Origin of the sequence: Limnohabitans planktonicus II-D5 (genome assembly GCF_001270065.2) — a bacterium.
Lineage (GTDB): Bacteria > Pseudomonadota > Gammaproteobacteria > Burkholderiales > Burkholderiaceae_C > Limnohabitans_A > Limnohabitans_A planktonicus.
Genome location: NZ_LFYT02000003.1, coordinates 1 through 19,940 on the forward strand (window position 1 = coordinate 1; position 19,940 = coordinate 19,940).

Here is a 19,940-nt window from a genome sequence, read left to right on the forward strand (position 1 = left end):
AGCAGCGCCAACTACGCGATAGACCTCAAAGCACCCACGGCCAGCATCGCCCTGAGCGACAACGCGCTCAAAGCAGGCGAGAGCGCCACGGTGACCATCACCTTCAGCGAAAAAGTCAAAGACTTCAGCAACGCGGACATCACAGCGCCCAACGGAGCCTTGAGCACATTCACCGCCAGCACAGACGGCCTGATCTGGACAGCCACCTTCACGCCAGCAACAGACACCGAAGCGGCCAGCAACACGCTGAGCCTGGGCACGGCCTACACCGACGAAGCGGGCAACGCAGGCACGGTAGCTACAGCCACGTACGCAGTGGACACAAAGGCACCGAGCTTCACGGTCAAGCTCGATGACGCGAGCAACAGCGGCACGCTGACCGATCTGATGACCTCTGACGCCACACCCACCATCAGCGGTTCGGGTGTGGAGGGGGACCTCATCCGTGTCACCATGCCTGGCACACTGGAAGTGATCAGCACCACGGTGGCCGCAGACGGTACTTGGACGGTGACGCCCACTCTGGCTATCAACACGGGCACGGTCAGTGTGGTGGCCATTGACGCGGCGGGCAACATCAGCACTGCGCAGTCGCTGAGCTTGGTCATTGATCAAGTGATCGCAGTGCCCACGCTCACCCTCACTTGCGACAGCGGATCGAGCAGCACCGACAACAGCAGCCGGTTTGCGGCCTTGACACTCGCAGGCGTTGAGGCAGGCGCACAAGTGGCTTACAGCACCAATGGTGTCCTCTGGACGACCACCTTTAATGCGGCAGAAGGCGTCAACCAAGTCACCGTCAAGGTGACTGATGGGGCAGGCAACAGTGCCCTGTCTGCGCCGCTCAATTTCACCCTGGACACGACAGTCGCTGCCTTTGCCGTGGCGCTTGGCTGTGACAGTGGCACAGCGAGTGACTTGATCACCAACACTGCGAACTTGAGCCTGTCCGGAGTGGAGGCGGGTGCCCAAGTGCAGTACAGCACCGATGGCACGAGCTGGACAAATCATTTCCAGGCGAGCGAAGGTGCCAACTCCGTCACCGTGCGCGTGACGGACTCGGCAGGCAATCAGAGAACGCAAAACCTGGCCTTCCAGCTTCAGAGCGTCAAACCCAGCGCGCCCGTGATCACCCTGGTTTGCGATGGCGGGCTGGACAGCAGTGACCTGATTTCTGCCAAAGGGGGCATCAATGTGTCCCATGGTGCAGGCACGGTCCTGGCTTACAGCACCGATGGCAGCACCTGGGGCACCACCTTTGTGGCCACTGAAGGCGTCAACAAGGTGTATGCCCGGGCCACCGATACGGCAGGCAATGTCAGTGATGCCAGCAGCCTGAGCTTCACCCTGGACACCACGACACCCGCCGCTGTGGTCACCACCCTGGTCTGCGACAGCGGCAGCAGTGGCAGCGACCGACTGAGCAAGCAGGCCTTGCTGCAAAGCGTGTCCAGCGAAAGCGGTGGGCAAATTGAGTACAGCACCAATGGCAGCACCTGGCTGACCACGTTCAGCGCCATCGAAGGCGCCAATGCTGTGCAAATTCGGGTGACGGACGCCGCAGGCCATGTGGGAGCGGTCAGCACCTTCAACTTCACCCTGGACACGCTGGCCCCCACGGTGCCCACTTTGGCGCTGGTCTGTGACAGTGGCAGATCGGGCACCGACAAAATCAGCCAGAACGGCAGCATTTTGGCCACGACCCTGGAGTCAGGCGCCACCCTCCAATACAGTGTGGACGGACTGGCTTGGGGCAGCACCTTTGCCGCAGGCGAGGGCAGCAATACCGTGCAGGCCCGGGTGGTGGATGCTGCGGGCAATGCAGGGGCTGCCAGCACCTTGACATTCACCGTCGACACCTTCATCAGCACACCGACCTTGACGCTGGTGACCGACACGGGCACGCCGGGTGACAAAGTGACGATTGATGGCTCGCTCAATGTGCCCGGTAGCGCAGGCGGCTCTGCCATTGAAAGCGGTGCCGTGGTGGAATACAGCACCAATGGCACCAGCTGGACAAACACCTACAGCGCGGCCGAAGGCAACAACACCGTGTATGCCCGTGTCACGGATCAGGCGGGCAACAGCGCCGTGTCGGACATGCTGACCTTTGTGCTCAACACCAAGGCGGGCACCTTCACGGCAGGCCTGAACAACCTCAGCAACAGCGGTTCACTCAACGATCTGATCACCCGTCAGGACACGCCCGTCATCAGCGGCACGGGGGCAGTGGGCGACCGCATCCGCGTGACCATGCCCGGCACCAACGAGGTTCTGGACGCCGTGGTGGACATCAATGGTCTGTGGTCGGTCACGCCATCGCTGACGATTTCCACGGGCAACGTTCTGGTGGCCAGAACACTGCAGGCGGGCAGCAGCGTGGACTCGACCATCAGTCTGGCGGTAATCATCGACAAAATCGCGGCCTCACCCACAGTCAGCCTGCTGTGCGACTCGGGCACCAGCAGCAGCGACAAAATCACCACGGTGGGCAATCTGAACATTGGGCAGATTGAAAGCGATGCGGTGCTGGAATACAGCACCGACGGCAGCACTTGGGGCAGCACCTTCACGGCGCAAGAAGGCCTGAACACCGTGCAGGTGCGTCAAACCGACAAGGCCGACAACATCAGCACACCCACGGTGTTCAGCTTCACGCTGGACACGCAAGTGCCCGTGCCCAGCATCACCGTGGCCGCCATTGGCGGTGACGACGCCGTGGGGCCTGCCGACGCCGCCAACCTGAGCACCACCATCACGGGTGTGGCCTTGCAGGCCAGCCAGGGCGATCTGGTGCAAGTGCAGGTCAATGGGCAAACCTACTCCGGCACCGTGAATGCGGTGGGGGGGTACAACATCCAGATTGACACGCTGGACTTGGTGGACGATGCCGACAAGAAACTGGAAGTGTTCATCAACGCCACAGACGCTGCAGGCAATGCCGCCAACGCGCAAGCCAGCCGCGCTTACAGTGTGGACACATCGGCACCTTCGGTGCAAAGTGTCACCCTGGATAAAACCTTACTCAAAGCCGGTGACACCGCCACAGTGACGGTGCGTTTTTCAGAAAAAGTGCAGGCCTTTGACCTGGGCGATTTGATCGCTGACAACGCCAGCCTGAGCGCTTTGGCCAGCACGGACGGTGGTTTGACCTGGACCGCCACCCTGACGGCCAGCAACCTGATCGAAGACACCAGCAACCTGGTGCAGGTGTTTTCCAACTACACCGACCTGGCCGGCAATGCGGGCACCACCGGCAGCAGTGGCAACTACAGCCTGGACACCAAAGCGCCCACAGCGGTCATCGCTCTGGCCGATGAAGCCCTCAAAGCGGGCGAAACCACGACCTTGACCATCACCTTCAGTGAAAAGGTGCAGGGTTTTGGCAACGAAGACGTCACGGTGCAAAACGGCGCTCTGGGCACGCTCTCCAGCGCCGATGGCGGCATCACCTGGACCGGCACTTACACCCCCAACGCCAACACCGAGGCGGCCCTCAACACGATTGCGCTGCTCAACACCTACAGCGATCTGATCGGCAACGCCGGTGTGGCCGTCACCAGCGGCAACTACAGCGTGGACACCAAAGCGCCCAGCGCCAGCATCGTCCTCAAAGACAACACCAACTCGGTGGTGACCAGTTTGACGGCTGGCCAAAGTGCGGCGGTGACGATCACCTTCAATGAAGCGGTCAAAGACTTCAGCAATGCCGATGTCAATGCCCCCAACGGACAGTTGAGCACGCTGGCCAGCACGGATGGCGGCATCACCTGGACAGGCACCTTCACGCCGAACGCCAATGTCGAAGTGGCCGTCAACAGCCTGAGCATCAACCCAGGCGCCTACAGCGACTTGGGCGGCAATTCAGGCGGCGCGGCCTCCAGTGCCAACCACGCCGTGGACACGCAAGGCCCCACAGCCACCATCACCCTGAGTGACACCGACCTGCAGGCCAACGAGACGGCAGTCTTGACCATCACCTTCAATGAAAAAGTCAGCAATTTTGACAACGCCGATGTGACGGTGGACAACGGCACATTGAGCATCCTGAGCACCACCGACGGTGGACGCACCTGGGTGGGCACCTTCACCCCCGCCAATGCGCAAGACAACAGCAATGTGGTGAGCCTGTCCAACGGCTACACCGATGTGGCCGGTAACCAGGGCAGCAGCGCCGTCAGCGCCAACTACACACTGGACCGACTCGCCCCCACAGCCACCATCAGCTTGAGCGACACCGCATTGACGGCCGGTGAAAGTGCCACCGTGACCATCGCTTTCAGCGAAGCCGTGAAAGGGTTCTCCAATGGCGATGTGAGCGCGCCCAACGGCATGCTCAGCACCTTCACCCCCAATGCAGACAGCACGGTCTGGACGGCCACCTTCACCCCCACGGCCAACTTCCTGGCCTTGAACAACACCCTGACACTGGCCAGCACCTACAGCGATCTGGCCAACAATGCTGGCACGACGGCCAGCGCGCTTTACAGCGTGGACACCCGTGCGCCGTCATTCACCTTCCAGCTCAATGACGCCAGCAACAGTGGCACCACCAGCGACCGCATCACCAACGATGACACCCCCACGATCAGTGGCACGGGCGCGGCCGACGACATCATCGTGGTGACCTTCCCGGGCTCTGGTGAAGTGCTGTCCACCACCGTGGACGCCAACGGCCAGTGGTCGATCACCCCCAGCTTGACCATGGCCAGTGGCTCGGTCAGTGTGCAGGCCAGGAACAGTGCCGGTGCGGCATCGCTGCCGCAAACACTGGCTTTGACCATCGACAATTCTGTGGCCAAGCCCAGCGTGGCCTTGGTGTGCGACAGCGGCTTCAGTGCCAGCGACCGGGTATCCCAAAGTGCTGAACTGGTGCTCAGCGGCCTTGAAAATGGGGCCTCGCTGAGCTACAGCACCAATGGCACGGCATGGGCCAGCACCTTCACCGCCACCGAAGGAGTCAACACCATTTATGTGCGCCAGACCGATGTGGCAGGCAACGTGGCCACCTCGTCTGCCTTGACTTTCACCCTGGACACCACGGCACCTGTGCCCACATTGAGCATAGAGCCCGTTTTTGGCGATGACGCCATCGGCCCGGTCGATGCGCAAGCCTTGACCTCTGCGGTGTCCGGTGATGTCACGCAAGCGCGCGCAGGCGATCTTGTCAGCGTGTTCGTCAATGGCCGCACCTTCACCGCCACGGTGGACTTGTCAGGGCATTACAGCGTGGATGTGACCACCACCGATTTGATCGCTGACACCGACCGAAGCCTGGATGTGGTGCTGAGCGCCAGCGACGCAGCAGGCAACCTGGCCAATGTCTCAGCCAGCCGTGCTTACACGGTGGACATCGTGGCTCCTGTGGTGCAAAGCCTGAGCATCGACAAGAGCAGCCTCAAAGTGGGCGAAACCGCCACGGTGGGGGTGGTCTTCAGCGAAAAAGTCACCGCTTTTGATGTCAGTGACATCACCGCCGAGTACGGCAGTCTGAGTCAGTTGATCAGCAGCGATGGCGGCATCACCTGGAGCGCCGTGTTCACGCCCAGCTTGAACATTGAAGACACCAGCAATGTGCTGCAGATCACGGCCACCTACACCGATCTGGCGGGCAATGCGGGCAGTGGGCTGAGCAGCGCCAACTTCAGACTGGACACGAAAGCGCCCACGGCCATCATCCAGCTGGCCAATGAAACCCTCAAAGCCGGGGACACCACGACACTGAGCATCCGATTCAGTGAGGCGGTGCAAAACTTCAGCCAGGACGATGTGACGGTGCAAAACGGCAGTCTGGGCACCTTGTCGAGTGCAGATGGCGGCTTGACCTGGACGGGCAATTTCACGCCTTTGAGCAATGTGGAAGATGCCAGCAATGTCGTCACCCTGGCCAACACCTACACCGACCTGGTGGGCAATGCCGGGCAAACAGGCAGCAGTGGCAACTACAGCCTGGACACCCAGGCCCCCATGGCCACGATCACGCTCAAGAGCGCAGGCGTGGCCATCAGCAGCTTGACGGCAGGCCAAAGCGCGGATGTGACCATCACTTTCAGCGAAGCGGTCAATGGGTTCAGCAACGCCGATGTCCTGGCACCCAACGGCACGCTCAGCACCCTGACCAGCGCAGACGGCGGCATCACCTGGACGGGCACATTTGCAGCCGATGCGGCCATCGAAGACGCGACCAACAACATCACCGTGGCAGTGGCCAGCTATACCGACAGGGCAGGCAATGCCGGGGCAGCGGCCGCCAGCGCCAATTACGCCATTGACACCCAGGGGCCAAGCGCCAGCATCAGCTTCAGCGATGTCGATTTGCTGGCCGGTGAAACCTCCTCGGTCACCATCACCTTCACGGAAAAAGTCACAGGTTTCAGCAACGCCGATGTGACGGTGCAAAACGGCACCCTGAGCACCTTGGCCACGACCGACGGCGGCCGCACCTGGGTGGGCACCTTCACACCGGGGCAGGTGCAATCGGCGAGCAATGTGCTCAGCCTGGCCAACAGCTACACCGATCTGGCAGGCAACCAGGGCGCAGCGGCCGCGAGCGCCAACTACGCCATTGACCGCCTCTCGCCCACAGCCAGCATCAGCCTGAGCAACACGGCCATCAAAGCCGGAGAGACCGCCAGCGTCACCATCACCTTCAGTGAGCGCGTCAGTGGCTTCAGCAATGCCGATGTGTCTGCGCCCAATGGCACGCTGAGCACCTTCACCGCCAGCTCCGACGGCCTGAGCTGGGTGGCCACGTTCACGCCATCTGCCAACATTCAGGTGCCCGTCAACAGCTTGTCCCTGGCCAGCACCTACACCGATCTGACAGGCAACGCCGGTACCGTGGCCACTGCCAGCTATGCGGTCGATACCCGCGCACCCAGCTTTACCGGACGTCTGGATGACAGCAGCAACACGGGTGCCAAGAGCGATCTGGTCACCAGTGACGACACCCCCACCATCACGGGCACCGGTGCCGAGGGTGATGTGATAACGGTCACCATGCCCGGCACCGGCGAAGTGATGACAGCCACCGTCGGGGCCAATGGCCTGTGGTCGGTCACGCCCTCATTGGCCATCGGCAGCGGCAGCGTCACTGTCAGCGCCACCAGCACCGGAGGTGCCACAGCTGCCACGCAAACACTGGCCGTGGTCATTGACAAAACCATTGCCAACCCTGTGGTGGTGCTGGCCTGCGACAGCGGCATCAACGCGGTCGACAAAGTCACGCAGCAAGGCACCATCAGCGTCACGGCCGAGGCCGGTGCAACGCTGGAATACAGCACCAACGGCATCTTGTGGTTAACCACCTTCACGGCCAACGAAGGCCTGAACACCTTGACCGTGCGCGCCACGGACGGTGCAGGCAATGCGGCCGTCTCCAGCCCCTTGAGTTTCACCCTGGACAGTTCGGTGGCTGATTTCACCGTGTCCTTGCTGTGTGACAGTGGCGTGGCCACAGACAAGGTGTCCAACACCTCCGGGCTGCAGACCACAGGGGTCGTGGCGGGCGATGCCATCAGCTACAGCCTCGATGGCGGCAGCACCTGGCTGAGCACGTTTGTGCCAGTCGAGGGCGGCAATGCCTTCAAAGTGCGTGTCAGCGATGCGGCAGGCAATGCGCGCATCAAGGACATGGCCTTCACGCTGGACACGGCGCGGCCCGATCAGCCCGTCATCACGCTGGTGTGTGATGGGGGCTTGAACGGCAGCGATCGGGTTACCGCGCAAGGCGCGATCAATGTGAGCCATGAAACGGGTGCCACAGTGATGTTCAGCACCGATGCGCTCACTTGGGCCACCACGTTTGCAGCCGCTGAAGGCGCCAACACGGTGTATGCCCGTGCCATGGATCTGGCGGGCAACCTGAGCGCGGTGGGCAGTCTGGTGTTCCGTCTGGACACCACCGCCCCGTCCAATCCCACAGTGTCCCTGGCCTGTGACAGTGGCAGCTCTGCCAGCGACAAGCTGAGCTTGAATGGCAGCTTGCAAGTCACCACTGCCGAAACCGGTGGCTTGATTGAATACAGCACCAACGGCAGCACCTGGGCCAGCACGTTTGCGGCCTCAGAAGGTGCCAACACCGTGCGTGTGCGGGTCACCGACTTGGCCGGCCTGGTCTCGGGTGTCAGCGAATTGAGCTTTACCCTGGACAGCCAGGCGCCCATCGCCCCCGCCTTGTCCTTGGTGTGTGACAGCGGCAGCACGGGTACCGACAAAATCACCCGCAACGGGGCCATCACGGCGGCCACATTGGAGACGGGCGCAAGCTTGCAATACAGCACCGACGGCGTGTCCTGGGCCTCCACCTTTGCCGCAGGCGAAGGGGTCAACACCGTCAAGGCGCGGGTCATCGATGCGGCGGGCAATGCCGGTGCCGTGTCTACGCTGAGCTTCACGCTCGACACCCAGATCACCAAGCCCAGTGTGGCACTGGTCTGTGACACGGGCACGCCCAGCGATTTGGTCACAACACAAGCGGGGCTCCAGGTCATTGGCGTCGATGCAGGTGCGGTGATCGAATACAGCACCAATGGCAGCACTTGGGTCAGCAACTACAGCGCCGTAGAAGGCAGCAACACGGTGTATGTGCGCAGCACCGACGCCGCAGGCAATCAAGCCATTTCGGAGCCCTTGACGTTCACCCTGAACACCAAAGGGGACACATTCACCGCGGCGCTGGCCAACACCAGCAACAGCGGCAGCGTGACCGACCTGACCACCAACGACGACACGCCCACCATCAGCGGCACAGGCAAGCCGGGGGATTCGGTCAAAGTGACCATGCCCGGCACCCTGGAAGAGCTCAACACCACGGTGGACATCAATGGCCTGTGGAGCGTCACACCCGTCAACCCGATCAGCTCAGGGCTGGTGGTGGTCAACTACACGGGCTCCACCATCGCCACGCAAAACCTCACGGTGGTCATTGACAAAACCGTCAGCAACCCTGGCGTGAGCTTGCTGTGCGATTCGGGCGTGAGCAGCAGCGACAAGATCACCACCATCGGGTCCTTGAACGTCACGGGTGAATCGGGGGCTTTGCTGGAATACAGCACCAACGGCAACACCTGGAGCGTGACCTACACGGCCACCGAAGGTGCCAACAGTGTGCAAGTGCGTCAAACCGATGTGGCAGGCAACATCAGCACCCCTGTGGTGTTCAATTTCACGCTCGACACCACCAGCCCGGTGCCGGTCTTGACGGTGGGTGCCATCACGGGTGACAACGGCATCGGACCGGTGGACGCCCAGGCAGCCCTGACGGCCGTGACAGGTGCTGTCACCCAAGCGCGCGCAGGTGATGCGGTCAGCGTCATGGTCAATGGCCAAACCGTGATGGGTGTGCTCGATGCGGTGGGCCAGTTCAGTCTGGACGTGGACACCGCTGATCTGATTGCCGACCCCGATAAAACCGTGACGGTGTTGGTGATTGCCACCGACGCCGCAGGCAACAGCCGCAGCGTCAGCCAAAGCCATGCCTACACGGTGGACACGCAGGCCCCCGCGGTGCAGAGCATTGCCATCAGCAAGGCGTCCCTGAAAGCCGGGGAAACGGCCACCGTCACCATCGTCTTCAGCGAAAAAGTCACGGCCTTTGATTTGGGCGATGTGGTGGCTGACAACGCCGTGCTCAGCAATTTGCTCAGCAGCGATGGCGGCCAAACCTGGACGGCCACTCTGACCCCCGCCAGCAACGTGGCGGACACCAGCAACATCATCACCCTGGGGAATGTCTTCAACGATCTGGCCGGCAATGGCGGCACAGGCAGCACCAGTGGCAACTACAGCCTGGACACGCAGGCACCCACCGCCATCATCACATTGGGCAGCGAGTTCCTCAAAGCGGGCGAAAGCACCACTTTGACCATCAAGTTCAGCGAGGCTGTGCAAGGCTTCAGCAACGAAGATGTGACCGTGGCCAATGGCAGTCTGGGCACCTTGACGAGTGCAGACGGGGGCATCACCTGGCAGGGCAACTTCACGCCCACGGCCAACGTGGAAGACGCCACCAACCTGGTGGCACTGGCCAACACCTACACCGATGCCTTGGGCAATGCGGGCAGCAGCAGCGTGAGTGGCAATTTCATTCTGGACACCAAGGTGCCCAGTGCCCAAGTGACCCTCAAGGACGCCAGTGGCGCTGCCGTCACCCGCCTGACCGCTGGGCAGAACGCCACACTGACACTGGTCTTCAGTGAAGCGGTGCAAAACTTTGACAACAGCGATGTGACGGCACCCAACGGCACGCTGAGCACCCTGGCCAGCAGCGATGGCGGCATCACCTGGGTCGGCACCTTCACTGCCAACGCGGGCCTGGAAGTGGCCAGCAACAGCATCACCGTGGCCTCGGCGGGTTACAAAGACCTGGCGGGCAACCTCGGGGGCACGGCGTCCAGTGTCAATTACGCTGTGGACACCCAAGGGCCCACGGCCAGCATCAGCTTGAGCGATGTCAACTTGCAGGCGGGCGAAACCGCGCAGGTGACGATCGCCTTCAGCGAAAAGGTGACCGGCTTTGACAACAGCGATGTGAGTGTGCAAAACGGCACCCTCAGCACGCTGGTGTCCACAGACGGCGGCCAAACCTGGTTGGGCACCTTCACGCCCGACGCGGTGCAGTCGGCGACCAATGCCCTGCGCATCACCACCGGTTACACCGACGTGGCGGGCAACAACGGCGTGGCAGCCAGCAGCGCCAACTACGCCATTGACCGGCTATCTCCCGTGTCCGTGGTTCGCCTCAGTGACACCTCACTCAAGATGGGCGAAAGCGCGACGGTGACCATCACCTTCAGTGAAAAAGTGTTGGGCTTTGGCAGCGGCGATGTCACCGCGCCCAACGGCACGCTGGGCAGCTTCACCGCCAGTCCGGACGGACTGGTGTGGACGGCCACATTCACCCCATCCGCAGGCGTGGAGTCGGCCAGCAACACCTTCGTGCTGGCCAACACCTACACCGACGAAGCGGGCAATGCGGGCACCGGGGCCACCGCCAGTTATGCGGTGGACACGCGCGCACCTGACTTCACCGTCAAGCTCAACGATGCCAGCAACACCGGCAACCTGAACGACCTCATCACCAGCGTCGACATCCCCACGCTGAGCGGCACCGGCCTCAAAGACGACATCATTGTGGTCACCATGCCCGCCACGGGCGAGGTGCTCAGCACCACCGTCGATGCCAGTGGTGCCTGGACGGTCACGGCCAGCCTGGCCATGAGCAGTGGCACCATCAGCGTGGTCGCCATCGACCCGGCGGGCAACACCAGCGCCGCCCAAACACTGGCCGTGGTGATTGACAAAACCATTGCCACGCCCACTTTAGGCCTCGCGTGCGACAGCGGCGCCAGCAGCAGCGACAAAATCACCAGCCTGTCCACCCTGAGCCTGGGCAATGTGGAAAACGGCGCCAGCGTCACTTACAGCACCGATGGCAACACCTGGAGCACCACCTTTGCAGCGGCCGAAGGTGCCAACACCGTGACCATCAAGGTCACCGATGGCGCGGGCAACACGGCCAGCGCCATGCCCCTCTCCTTCACGCTGGACACGGCGGTGACCAACTTCACCCTGGCTTTGGCCTGTGACAGCGGCACCAGCGCCACCGATGCCATCACCCATACTGCCATCCTGGCCTTGACGGGCGTGGAAAGCGGCGCAACGCTGGAATACAGCACCAACGCCACCACTTGGGCGAGCACCTTCACGGCTTCTGAAGGGTCAAACACCGTGAGCGTGCGCGTCACCGATGCGGCGGGCAACCAGCGCACCCAATCGCTGGCCTTCACGCTTGACACCACCGCCGCAGCAGCGCCCGTGGTGGCTCTGGTGTGTGACGGTGGCCTGTCAGCCACTGACCTGATCAGCCAGCTCGGCGCGGTCAATGCCAGCAGCGCAGCGGGCACCACGGTGCAGTACAGCACCAACGGCAGCACCTGGGCATCCAGCTTCACGGCCGTGGAAGGCGTCAACACCTTGCAGGTGCGTGCTGTCGATGCGGCGGGCAACCTCAGCCCGATCAGCCAATTGAGCTTCACGCTGGACAATGCCGCGCCACTGGCACCCACGGTCAGCCTCAGCAGCGACAGCGGCACCAGCACTTCAGACAAGTTGAGCAATTCCGGCGGTTTGCAAGTGAGCACCCCCGAAACGGCCAGCCTGATTCAATACAGCACCAATGGCAGCACCTGGGCCAGCACCTTCAGTGCGGCAGAAGGCCTCAACGCGGTCAAAGTGCGCGTCACCGATGCGGCCGGCTTGGTGGGCGCGATCACCGATTACAGCTTCACCCTGGACACCACTGGCCCGGATGCACCCACGGTCGGTTTGGTGTGCGACAGCGGCAGTCTGGGCACAGACAAGATCAGCAATGTGGGCACCGTGGTGGCCAGCTCTTTGGAGACGGGTGCCGCCTTGCAATACAGCACCGACGGCAGCACCTGGAGCACCACGTTTGCAGCCGGTGAAGGTTTAAACACTTTGCGTGTGCGGGCCATCGACAGCGCCGGAAATGTGGGCACGCCTGCAACGCTCAATTTCACGCTGGACACCCTGGTCACCAAACCCACCTTGGTGCTGGCCTGCGACAGCGGCACCTCGGGCGACAACATCAGCAACAACGGTGCCATCTCCGTGGTGGGGGCCAGCGTGGGTGACACGCTGGAGTTCAGTACCGATGGGACCGTCTGGATGGGCACATTCTCTGCCGTGCAGGGCAGCAACAGTGTGCGCGTGCGGGCCAGTGACGCAGCGGGCAACCGTGTGGTGTCCGAGGTCTTGACCTTCACACTCGACAACACGGCCCCCAGCCCCACAGTGACATTGAGCTGCGATTCGGGCACCAGCGCGATTGACCAATACACCAATTCGGGCGGCATCTCGGTGGCGGGCTATGTCGCCGGTGAAGTGCTGTCCTATTCCACCGATGGTGGCGCGACATACTCCAGCACCTTCTTTGCGGTGGACGGGCTCAACACGGTCAAGGTCCGAGCCATTGACGGCGCTGGCAACGTGGGCTTGAGCAACAGCCTGAGTTTCACGCTCGATACGGCGCTCAACAGTCCCAAATTGAGTTTGACCTCGGACACCGGCTCCAGCAGCACCGACCGGGTGACCTCGAATGTGGCCCTGTCCCTGAGTTTTGACCCCGGTGCCGATGCGCTGGCCGATGTGCGCACTTTTTACAAAGTGACCCTGGCCAACGGCACGCTGGTGCGGGATTGGGCGGCCAGCTATGTGCAGCCCACGCTGGACGCGGATTACACCGTCAGTGTCAAAGTGGTGGACAAAGCGGGTAACGAGCGCACCGATGCGCTGGACTTCACGCGCCTGACCGTGAGCCCGATCACACCGACACTGAGCCTCAAAACCGACAGCGGCCGCAGTCTGCTCTTCATGGCCGACCGCATCACCAACGACGGTTTGGTCAAGTACACACAGACCTACGCCTCAGGCGTGACGCTCACCTACCAGTTCAGCACCAATGGCGGCAGCACTTGGAGCACACCCACCGCCACCTTTGCCCCCATCACCGATGGCGCCTACCAAGTCCGGGCCATCGCCACCGACCAGGTGGGCAACTTCAGCACCAGCACGCCCCTGACCTTCACGCTGGACACCACAGGCCCTGCAGCGCCCACGGTGGCACTGCTGTGTGATGCCGGGGTGGATGGCGATTTGCTGACCAACGACGGGCGCATCCAGGTCACCGGTGTGGAAGCCAATGGTCTCGTCCAGTACAGCATCGATGGTGGCAACACCTGGACCACGACTTTCAGCGCCATAGAAGGCATCAACGTCGTGCAAGTGCGCGCGGTGGATGTGGCCAACAACAACGGCACCGACCGCGTGTTCAGTTTCCTGCTCGACCTGAGCACCCCTGCACCGACCTTGACCTTGACCTGCGACAGCGGCAGCAGCAACAGTGACAAGATCAGCAAGGACGGCCGCGTCAGCGTGGACAACGTCGAAAGCGGCGGCACGGTGTCTTACAACTTGAACGGCGGCGGCTGGTTGCCGACCTTTGCGGCACCCACCACCGATGGCGAGCACACCTTGCAAGCCCGGGTGACCGACCCCTTTGGCAACGTCAGCGCCATCACCAGCTTGACCTTCACGGTGGACAACACCACCTCGCGGGCGGAGAGTTTCTTCAGCAGCAGCTTGCTCAATTACGCCGTGATCAATGGTGTGGCCACGGGTGGTGCGGTGGTGGGCTCTGCCATCAATGTTTCGGCCACGATCAACGAAACCGTGCAGGCGGGCTCTTTCATCCGTGTGTCATTGGACACGGGTGCTGTGGTCACCCTGACGGCGGCCACGAACGGCCGCTTGCTGGAGGGCACCTACACCGTGGGAGCCAACCAGTCGACCGCTGACCTGACGATCAACAACATCCTGAGCGCGCGCCTGACCGATCTGGCCGGCAATGTGATCAACGAAGCGGCCATTCCCCTGGGCTTTAACCTAGGTGACAGCAGCGCCATTGTGGTGCGTTGGGGCATGTCGGGCACGGCGCAGGGTGACTTTTTCAATGGCTTGGTGCGTGGCAACGGCCTGAACGACGACTTTGATGGTCTGACGGGCAGCGACACCATCAGTTACAGCACAGCGGCCAATGCCGTGACCATCAACTTGCAAACGGGCGTGGCCACCGGCACCGATGTGGCTGCCAGCAGCGACAGCCTGGTGTCCATCGAAAACGCCGTCGGTGGCGCGGGCGCTGACATCATCTTCGGCAGCACGGAGGCCAACATCATTGACGGTGGTGCGGGCACCGACAGCGTGTCTGCGGGCGCTGGCGACGACACGCTCATCAGCGGCGCAGGCAATGACACGATCGATGGCGGAACGGGCGAAGATTGGTTCATCTTCGATGGCGCAGCGACTGTGGGCGCCAGTGGCACTTTGGCCGGTGGTGCCATGGCCTCGTTTGCTGACGGTGTGGGGTCAACCGACTCCCTGGTGAACATCGAACACATGCTGGGCACGGCTTATGCCGATACCCTGGGCGGTGACAGTGGCACCAACAGCATCATTGGCGGCGCGGGTGCCGACACCTTGTGGGGTGGCGCGGGCAACGACAGCTTGCGTGGCGATGACGGCAACGACTCTTTGGCGGGCGGCTCTGGGGACGATACCCTGGTGGGCGGCTCAGGCAACGACACCTACTTTGGCGATGCGGGCATTGACCTGGTCAACTACGACTTCGACCTGAGCGCGGTCAATGTGGATTTGTTCGCATCCCTGGGCACCGACGGTTATGGCAACCAAGACTCCTTGGTGGGTGTTGAAAACCTGCTGGGCAGCAAGTTCAATGACACCCTGATCGGCGATGCCGCCAACAACCTGCTCATGGGCGGCACGGGCAACGACTACTTGTGGGGCCGTGCGGGCGCTGACACCTTGCAAGGTGGTGCCGGAGACGACACCCTGGCCAGCAGCGGCGGTGCCTTGCTGGTGGGTGGGGACGGCAGTGACTGGGTCAACTATGCCCAGGTGGCAGTGGGGGTCTCGATTGACTTGACCGCCGGTCGTGCCAGCGTGGGGGCAGCCACAGACTTGATCAGCCAAGTTGAAAACGCGCAGGGTTCCACCAGGAGCGACCGCATTGTGGGTGATGCCCAAGACAACATCCTGGTCGGCGGTCTGGGCAATGACACCATTTTGGGTGGCTTGGGCAACGACACCATCTACACCCTGGGCAGCGACAGCACCTCGCTGATCGACGGCGGCCTGGGCAATGACTTCATGAACATCAGCGCGGCGGGGGTGATCACCGCAGGTGACGGCAATGACACCATCGTGTTTGAGCAAATGGGTGGAGATTTTTCGGGCATCAATTTGCAAGGCGGCGCAGGCACCGACGAATTGCAATTGGTGGGCAGCGGGCAAACCTTTGAACTGACGGTGGCAGACATTGTCACGGGCGGGCGGGTGCTCGGGGCTTTGACCAGCATCGAGGTGATCGACATCGGCAGTGGCCTGAACCAGCTCAAACTGGGCACGGACATGGCCAACGTGGAAGTCATCACCGGGCAAAGTGGTGCGGCTGCGTTCTTGCGCATTGACGGGGTGAACGGCAAGGTCTTCTTGCCCGATGGCTGGGACATCCTGGATGTCAATGCCGACTTGGCGGCCGACACGGTGCAGATTGAAGGCAGCAGCTATTTGCTCTACACCAACCGAGGCAGCACCGGGGGCAATGACACGGTGGCGGTGCAAAACGGCGTGAGTGCGGTGTATTTGTCGCAACTGTCATCGGCCAACACCTTCTGGATGGGCACAGCCGGCCCCGACTTTGCAACCGGCCGGGGGGGCAACGACACCATGAACGGCTCGGGTGGCGACGACACTTTGCGTGGCGGCACTGGCAACGACACCATCAATGGTGCCTCGGGCAATGACTGGGCCGACTTCACGCCCAATTCGGGCGATGCCACGGGCCCCGTCACGGTCAACCTGGTGGCCGGCACGGTGCAGGGGGCCACGGGCAATGATTCGCTGTTCAGCATTGAAAACGTGCTGGGCGCAGGCGGCAACGACTCCTTGGTGGGCGACGGCTTGAACAACTGGCTCAATGGTGCGGCAGGCCAGGACACCTTGAGTGGTGGCTTGGGCGACGACACCCTGACCGGTGGTGCAGGCAACGACACCTTGCTCGGCGGTTCGGGCATTGACTGGGCCGATTACAGCCAGGCCGCATCTGGCGTGACCGTGTCCCTGGGCATTTCCCTGGGGGCCACGGGCACAGCCTTGGGCGTGGGCACGGCAGTCCTTGGGGGCAACGGCAGTGTCTGGGGGGCTGAGGGCACCGACATCCTGACCGGCATTGAAAACGTGTACGGGGGCTTTGGCGCTGATTTGCTGGTGGGTGACACGGTGGCCAACTTCTTGCAGGGTGGCGCAGGCCGCGACACCTTGAGTGCCGTGGGTGCCAACGACACCCTGTGGGGCGGCGCGGGCGATGACAGCCTGGTGGGCGGATCGGGGGCCGATGCTTTTGTGCTGGAACTGGGCAACGACACCTATTTGGGGGGCGAAACCGTCAGCGGGGGCCCGGCGGACACGCTGGACCTGCGCGCCTTGAGCGGCGATGTCACGGCTCTGGCCACCTCCGCCAACAACGTGACCAGTGTCACCGTCAATGGTGGCCAGACCTATGGCACAGACGAAGTCCGTTACATGGATGTGTGGTTGTTTGGCAATGGGAATGTGACGTTCCAAAATGGTCTGGGTTCGGGCAGTACGGTGACCGGCACCTGGGCTGAGACCATCACCACGGGAACGGGCAATGATTCCATCTGGTCGGGTGGTGGCAACGACATGATCAATTCGGGGGCGGGCAATGACACGATCAGCCCCGGAGCCGGGGCCACCAGCGATGACTCTGACACGGTGGATGGCGGCGCAGGTGTGGATTGGTTGTTCTACCAATCTGTCAATTCGGTTTGGGTGAGTCTGGATGGCGGGTCCGCCAGTTACCAGCAGGTATCCCTCAGTGGTGCGACCACGGGCATGGACTATGTGCGCGGCTTTGAGCACATTTGGTTGGGCTCGGCGGCTGACAGGGTGAATGGCTCAGCGGCCTCGGAAAGCATCATCGGGGGCAACGGCGCAGATACCGTGTGGGGTGGCGGCGGCAATGACTTCATCAACGTAGCCGGTACGGATGTCGGTGCTGTGGATTACGTCTATGCGGGCATGGGCAATGACACCATTTTCACTGGCGGAGGTGCCAAGGAATTCGTGAGCGTGACCGGTGGTGACAACTACATAGACATGGGTGACTTTGCCGTGAACAGCTACACCGACTACCAGAGTGACACCGTATATGCGGGGGCGGGCAATGACACCATCGTCAACTTCATGGGTGGGCCCTACTACGGGACCTGGAACAGCACCACCATCACCTACATCGATGCAGGCAACGGCAACAACTGGATTCAGGCCGGGGCGGGTGCCTATGGCGCGGAGCGGGTGGTGACCGGCAGTGGCAATGACTACATTGACGTGGGTAAAACGGGTGAAACATCTCTCGCCACGGACACGGTCAGCTCCGGTGCGGGCAACGACACGGTGTATGTGGGCACGGCCTACGACACCTATGTGCAGCGGGTCGATGCAGGCGATGGCAATGACCAGGTGTATGCCTCGGGCTCAGGCTATAACTACTTGCTGGGTGATGCAGGCAACGACACCCTGGTGGGCGGCAGCGGCGTCAACACCTTGTTGGGCGGCGATGGCAACGACTCGATTGTGGGCGGAGCCAGTGTCGACAGCATCAGGGGGGATGCCGGTGACGACACCCTGATCGGTGGCACCGCTGCCGATTACCTGTGGGGGGGGGACGGCAACGATTCTGTCGTGACCGATGGTGTCAGTGCCAGCGTTTTCGGCGGGCTGGGCAATGACACCGTGATCAGTACCGGCACCAGCAAATACCTGCAAGGCGATGACGGAAACGACTATTTTGTGCAAACCGGTGGCGCAGTCAGCGTGATCTCTGCAGGCCTGGGCAACGACACCATTTTCACCACGGGCAGCTCGTCGGTGGAAACCATTTATGGTGGCTATGGCAACGACTTCATCGATGCGCGCAACGGCGGATCCACCAATGGCGAATACCTGTTCGGCGATGAGTCCTTGATCGAAACCATTGGCGGCAATGACACCATCTACAGCTCGGACGGGGCCAGTTCGGTGTATGGCGGTGGCGGTAATGACCTCATCACCACCGGGTTTTCAGCCGACTCTGTCAGCGGTCACACCGGCGACGACACCATCAACACCAATGCCGGTAACGACACCGTGTTTGGCGGCTCGGGCAATGACGTGATCAACAGTGGTGCCGGCAGCGACTCCATTTACGCCAACGATGGCTTGGACACGGTGTATGGCGGCGATGGTGCGGACAGCATCAGCGGCGGCATTGGCGACGACTGGCTCGACGGCGGCGCGGGTGATGACAGCATCGTCGGCGGCGAAGGCACGGTGGGCACCATTTTTGGCAACGACACCATCGTGATGGGCGCTGGCGCCAACACGGTCTATGGCGAGTTGGGTTCGGATGTGTTCATCTTCAATTTCGACTGGCAAAACGATGCGAACTCGGACACCGTCAGCGGGGGCGCAGGCATGGACATGGTCAAGTTCGATGGTGCCGGTCTGGTGCTGGACTTGACGCTGAGCATGCACGCCACGGGCAACTGGTTGAACGTGGAGCGCATTGACCTGACCGGCACCGGCAACAACACCTTGAAGCTGGCTGCCGCAGACATTGTGGATCTGTCCGATTTGACAGTGGGTGACGCCTCCAGCAGCAACTTCACTTTGCGACCCTTCCTGATGATGGACGGCAATGCGGGCGATGCGATTGACATGAGCGCCTTGGGCTCAGGCATGACCTTGGCCAGAATTGTTTCGGGCACGCTCAGCTATGACTTCAACGGCAACACCGTGATCGATGCGGTCGAGACTGCTGCGATCCAGAGTCCCGGCAGGGTCACATTCACCACCGCATTGACCGGTTTGCAGACCTACAACGTCTACAACGTGCTCAACTCATCTTCGGTGTCACAGGGCATGCTCTTGATAGACACGGACATTTCGATCACCGGCGCGGTGCTGCCGGTGTGATGAGGGACCTGTGCCGAAGCGGACAAACGTCGGACTCTGCGAGTACCGACCTACGGGGCGCTGCCATCACGTAGGTCGGCGGTCGAAGACCCCGACATGGTGCCTGCGCCGGAGGCTGAAAACGTCGGACTCTGCGAGTACCGACCTACGGGGCGTTGCCACCTCGTAGGTCGGCGGTCGAAGACTCCGACATGGTGCCTGCGCCGGAGGCTGAAAACGTCGGACTCTGCGAGTCGCCGACCTACGGGGCGTTGCCATCTCGTAGGTCGGCGGTCGAAGACCCCGACATGGTGCCTTCGCCG

Annotated in this window: 1 protein-coding gene; it reads left to right on the forward strand. The window is 62.0% G+C overall.

Translation table 11 applies throughout. The features are described from left to right. Window positions 1-18: 18 nt before the first annotated feature. Window positions 19-19,638, forward strand: a complete 19,620-nt coding sequence (locus tag H663_RS23195) for an Ig-like domain-containing protein (RefSeq protein WP_276309813.1) — start codon at window positions 19-21, stop codon at window positions 19,636-19,638. Window positions 19,639-19,940: the final 302 nt, after the last annotated feature.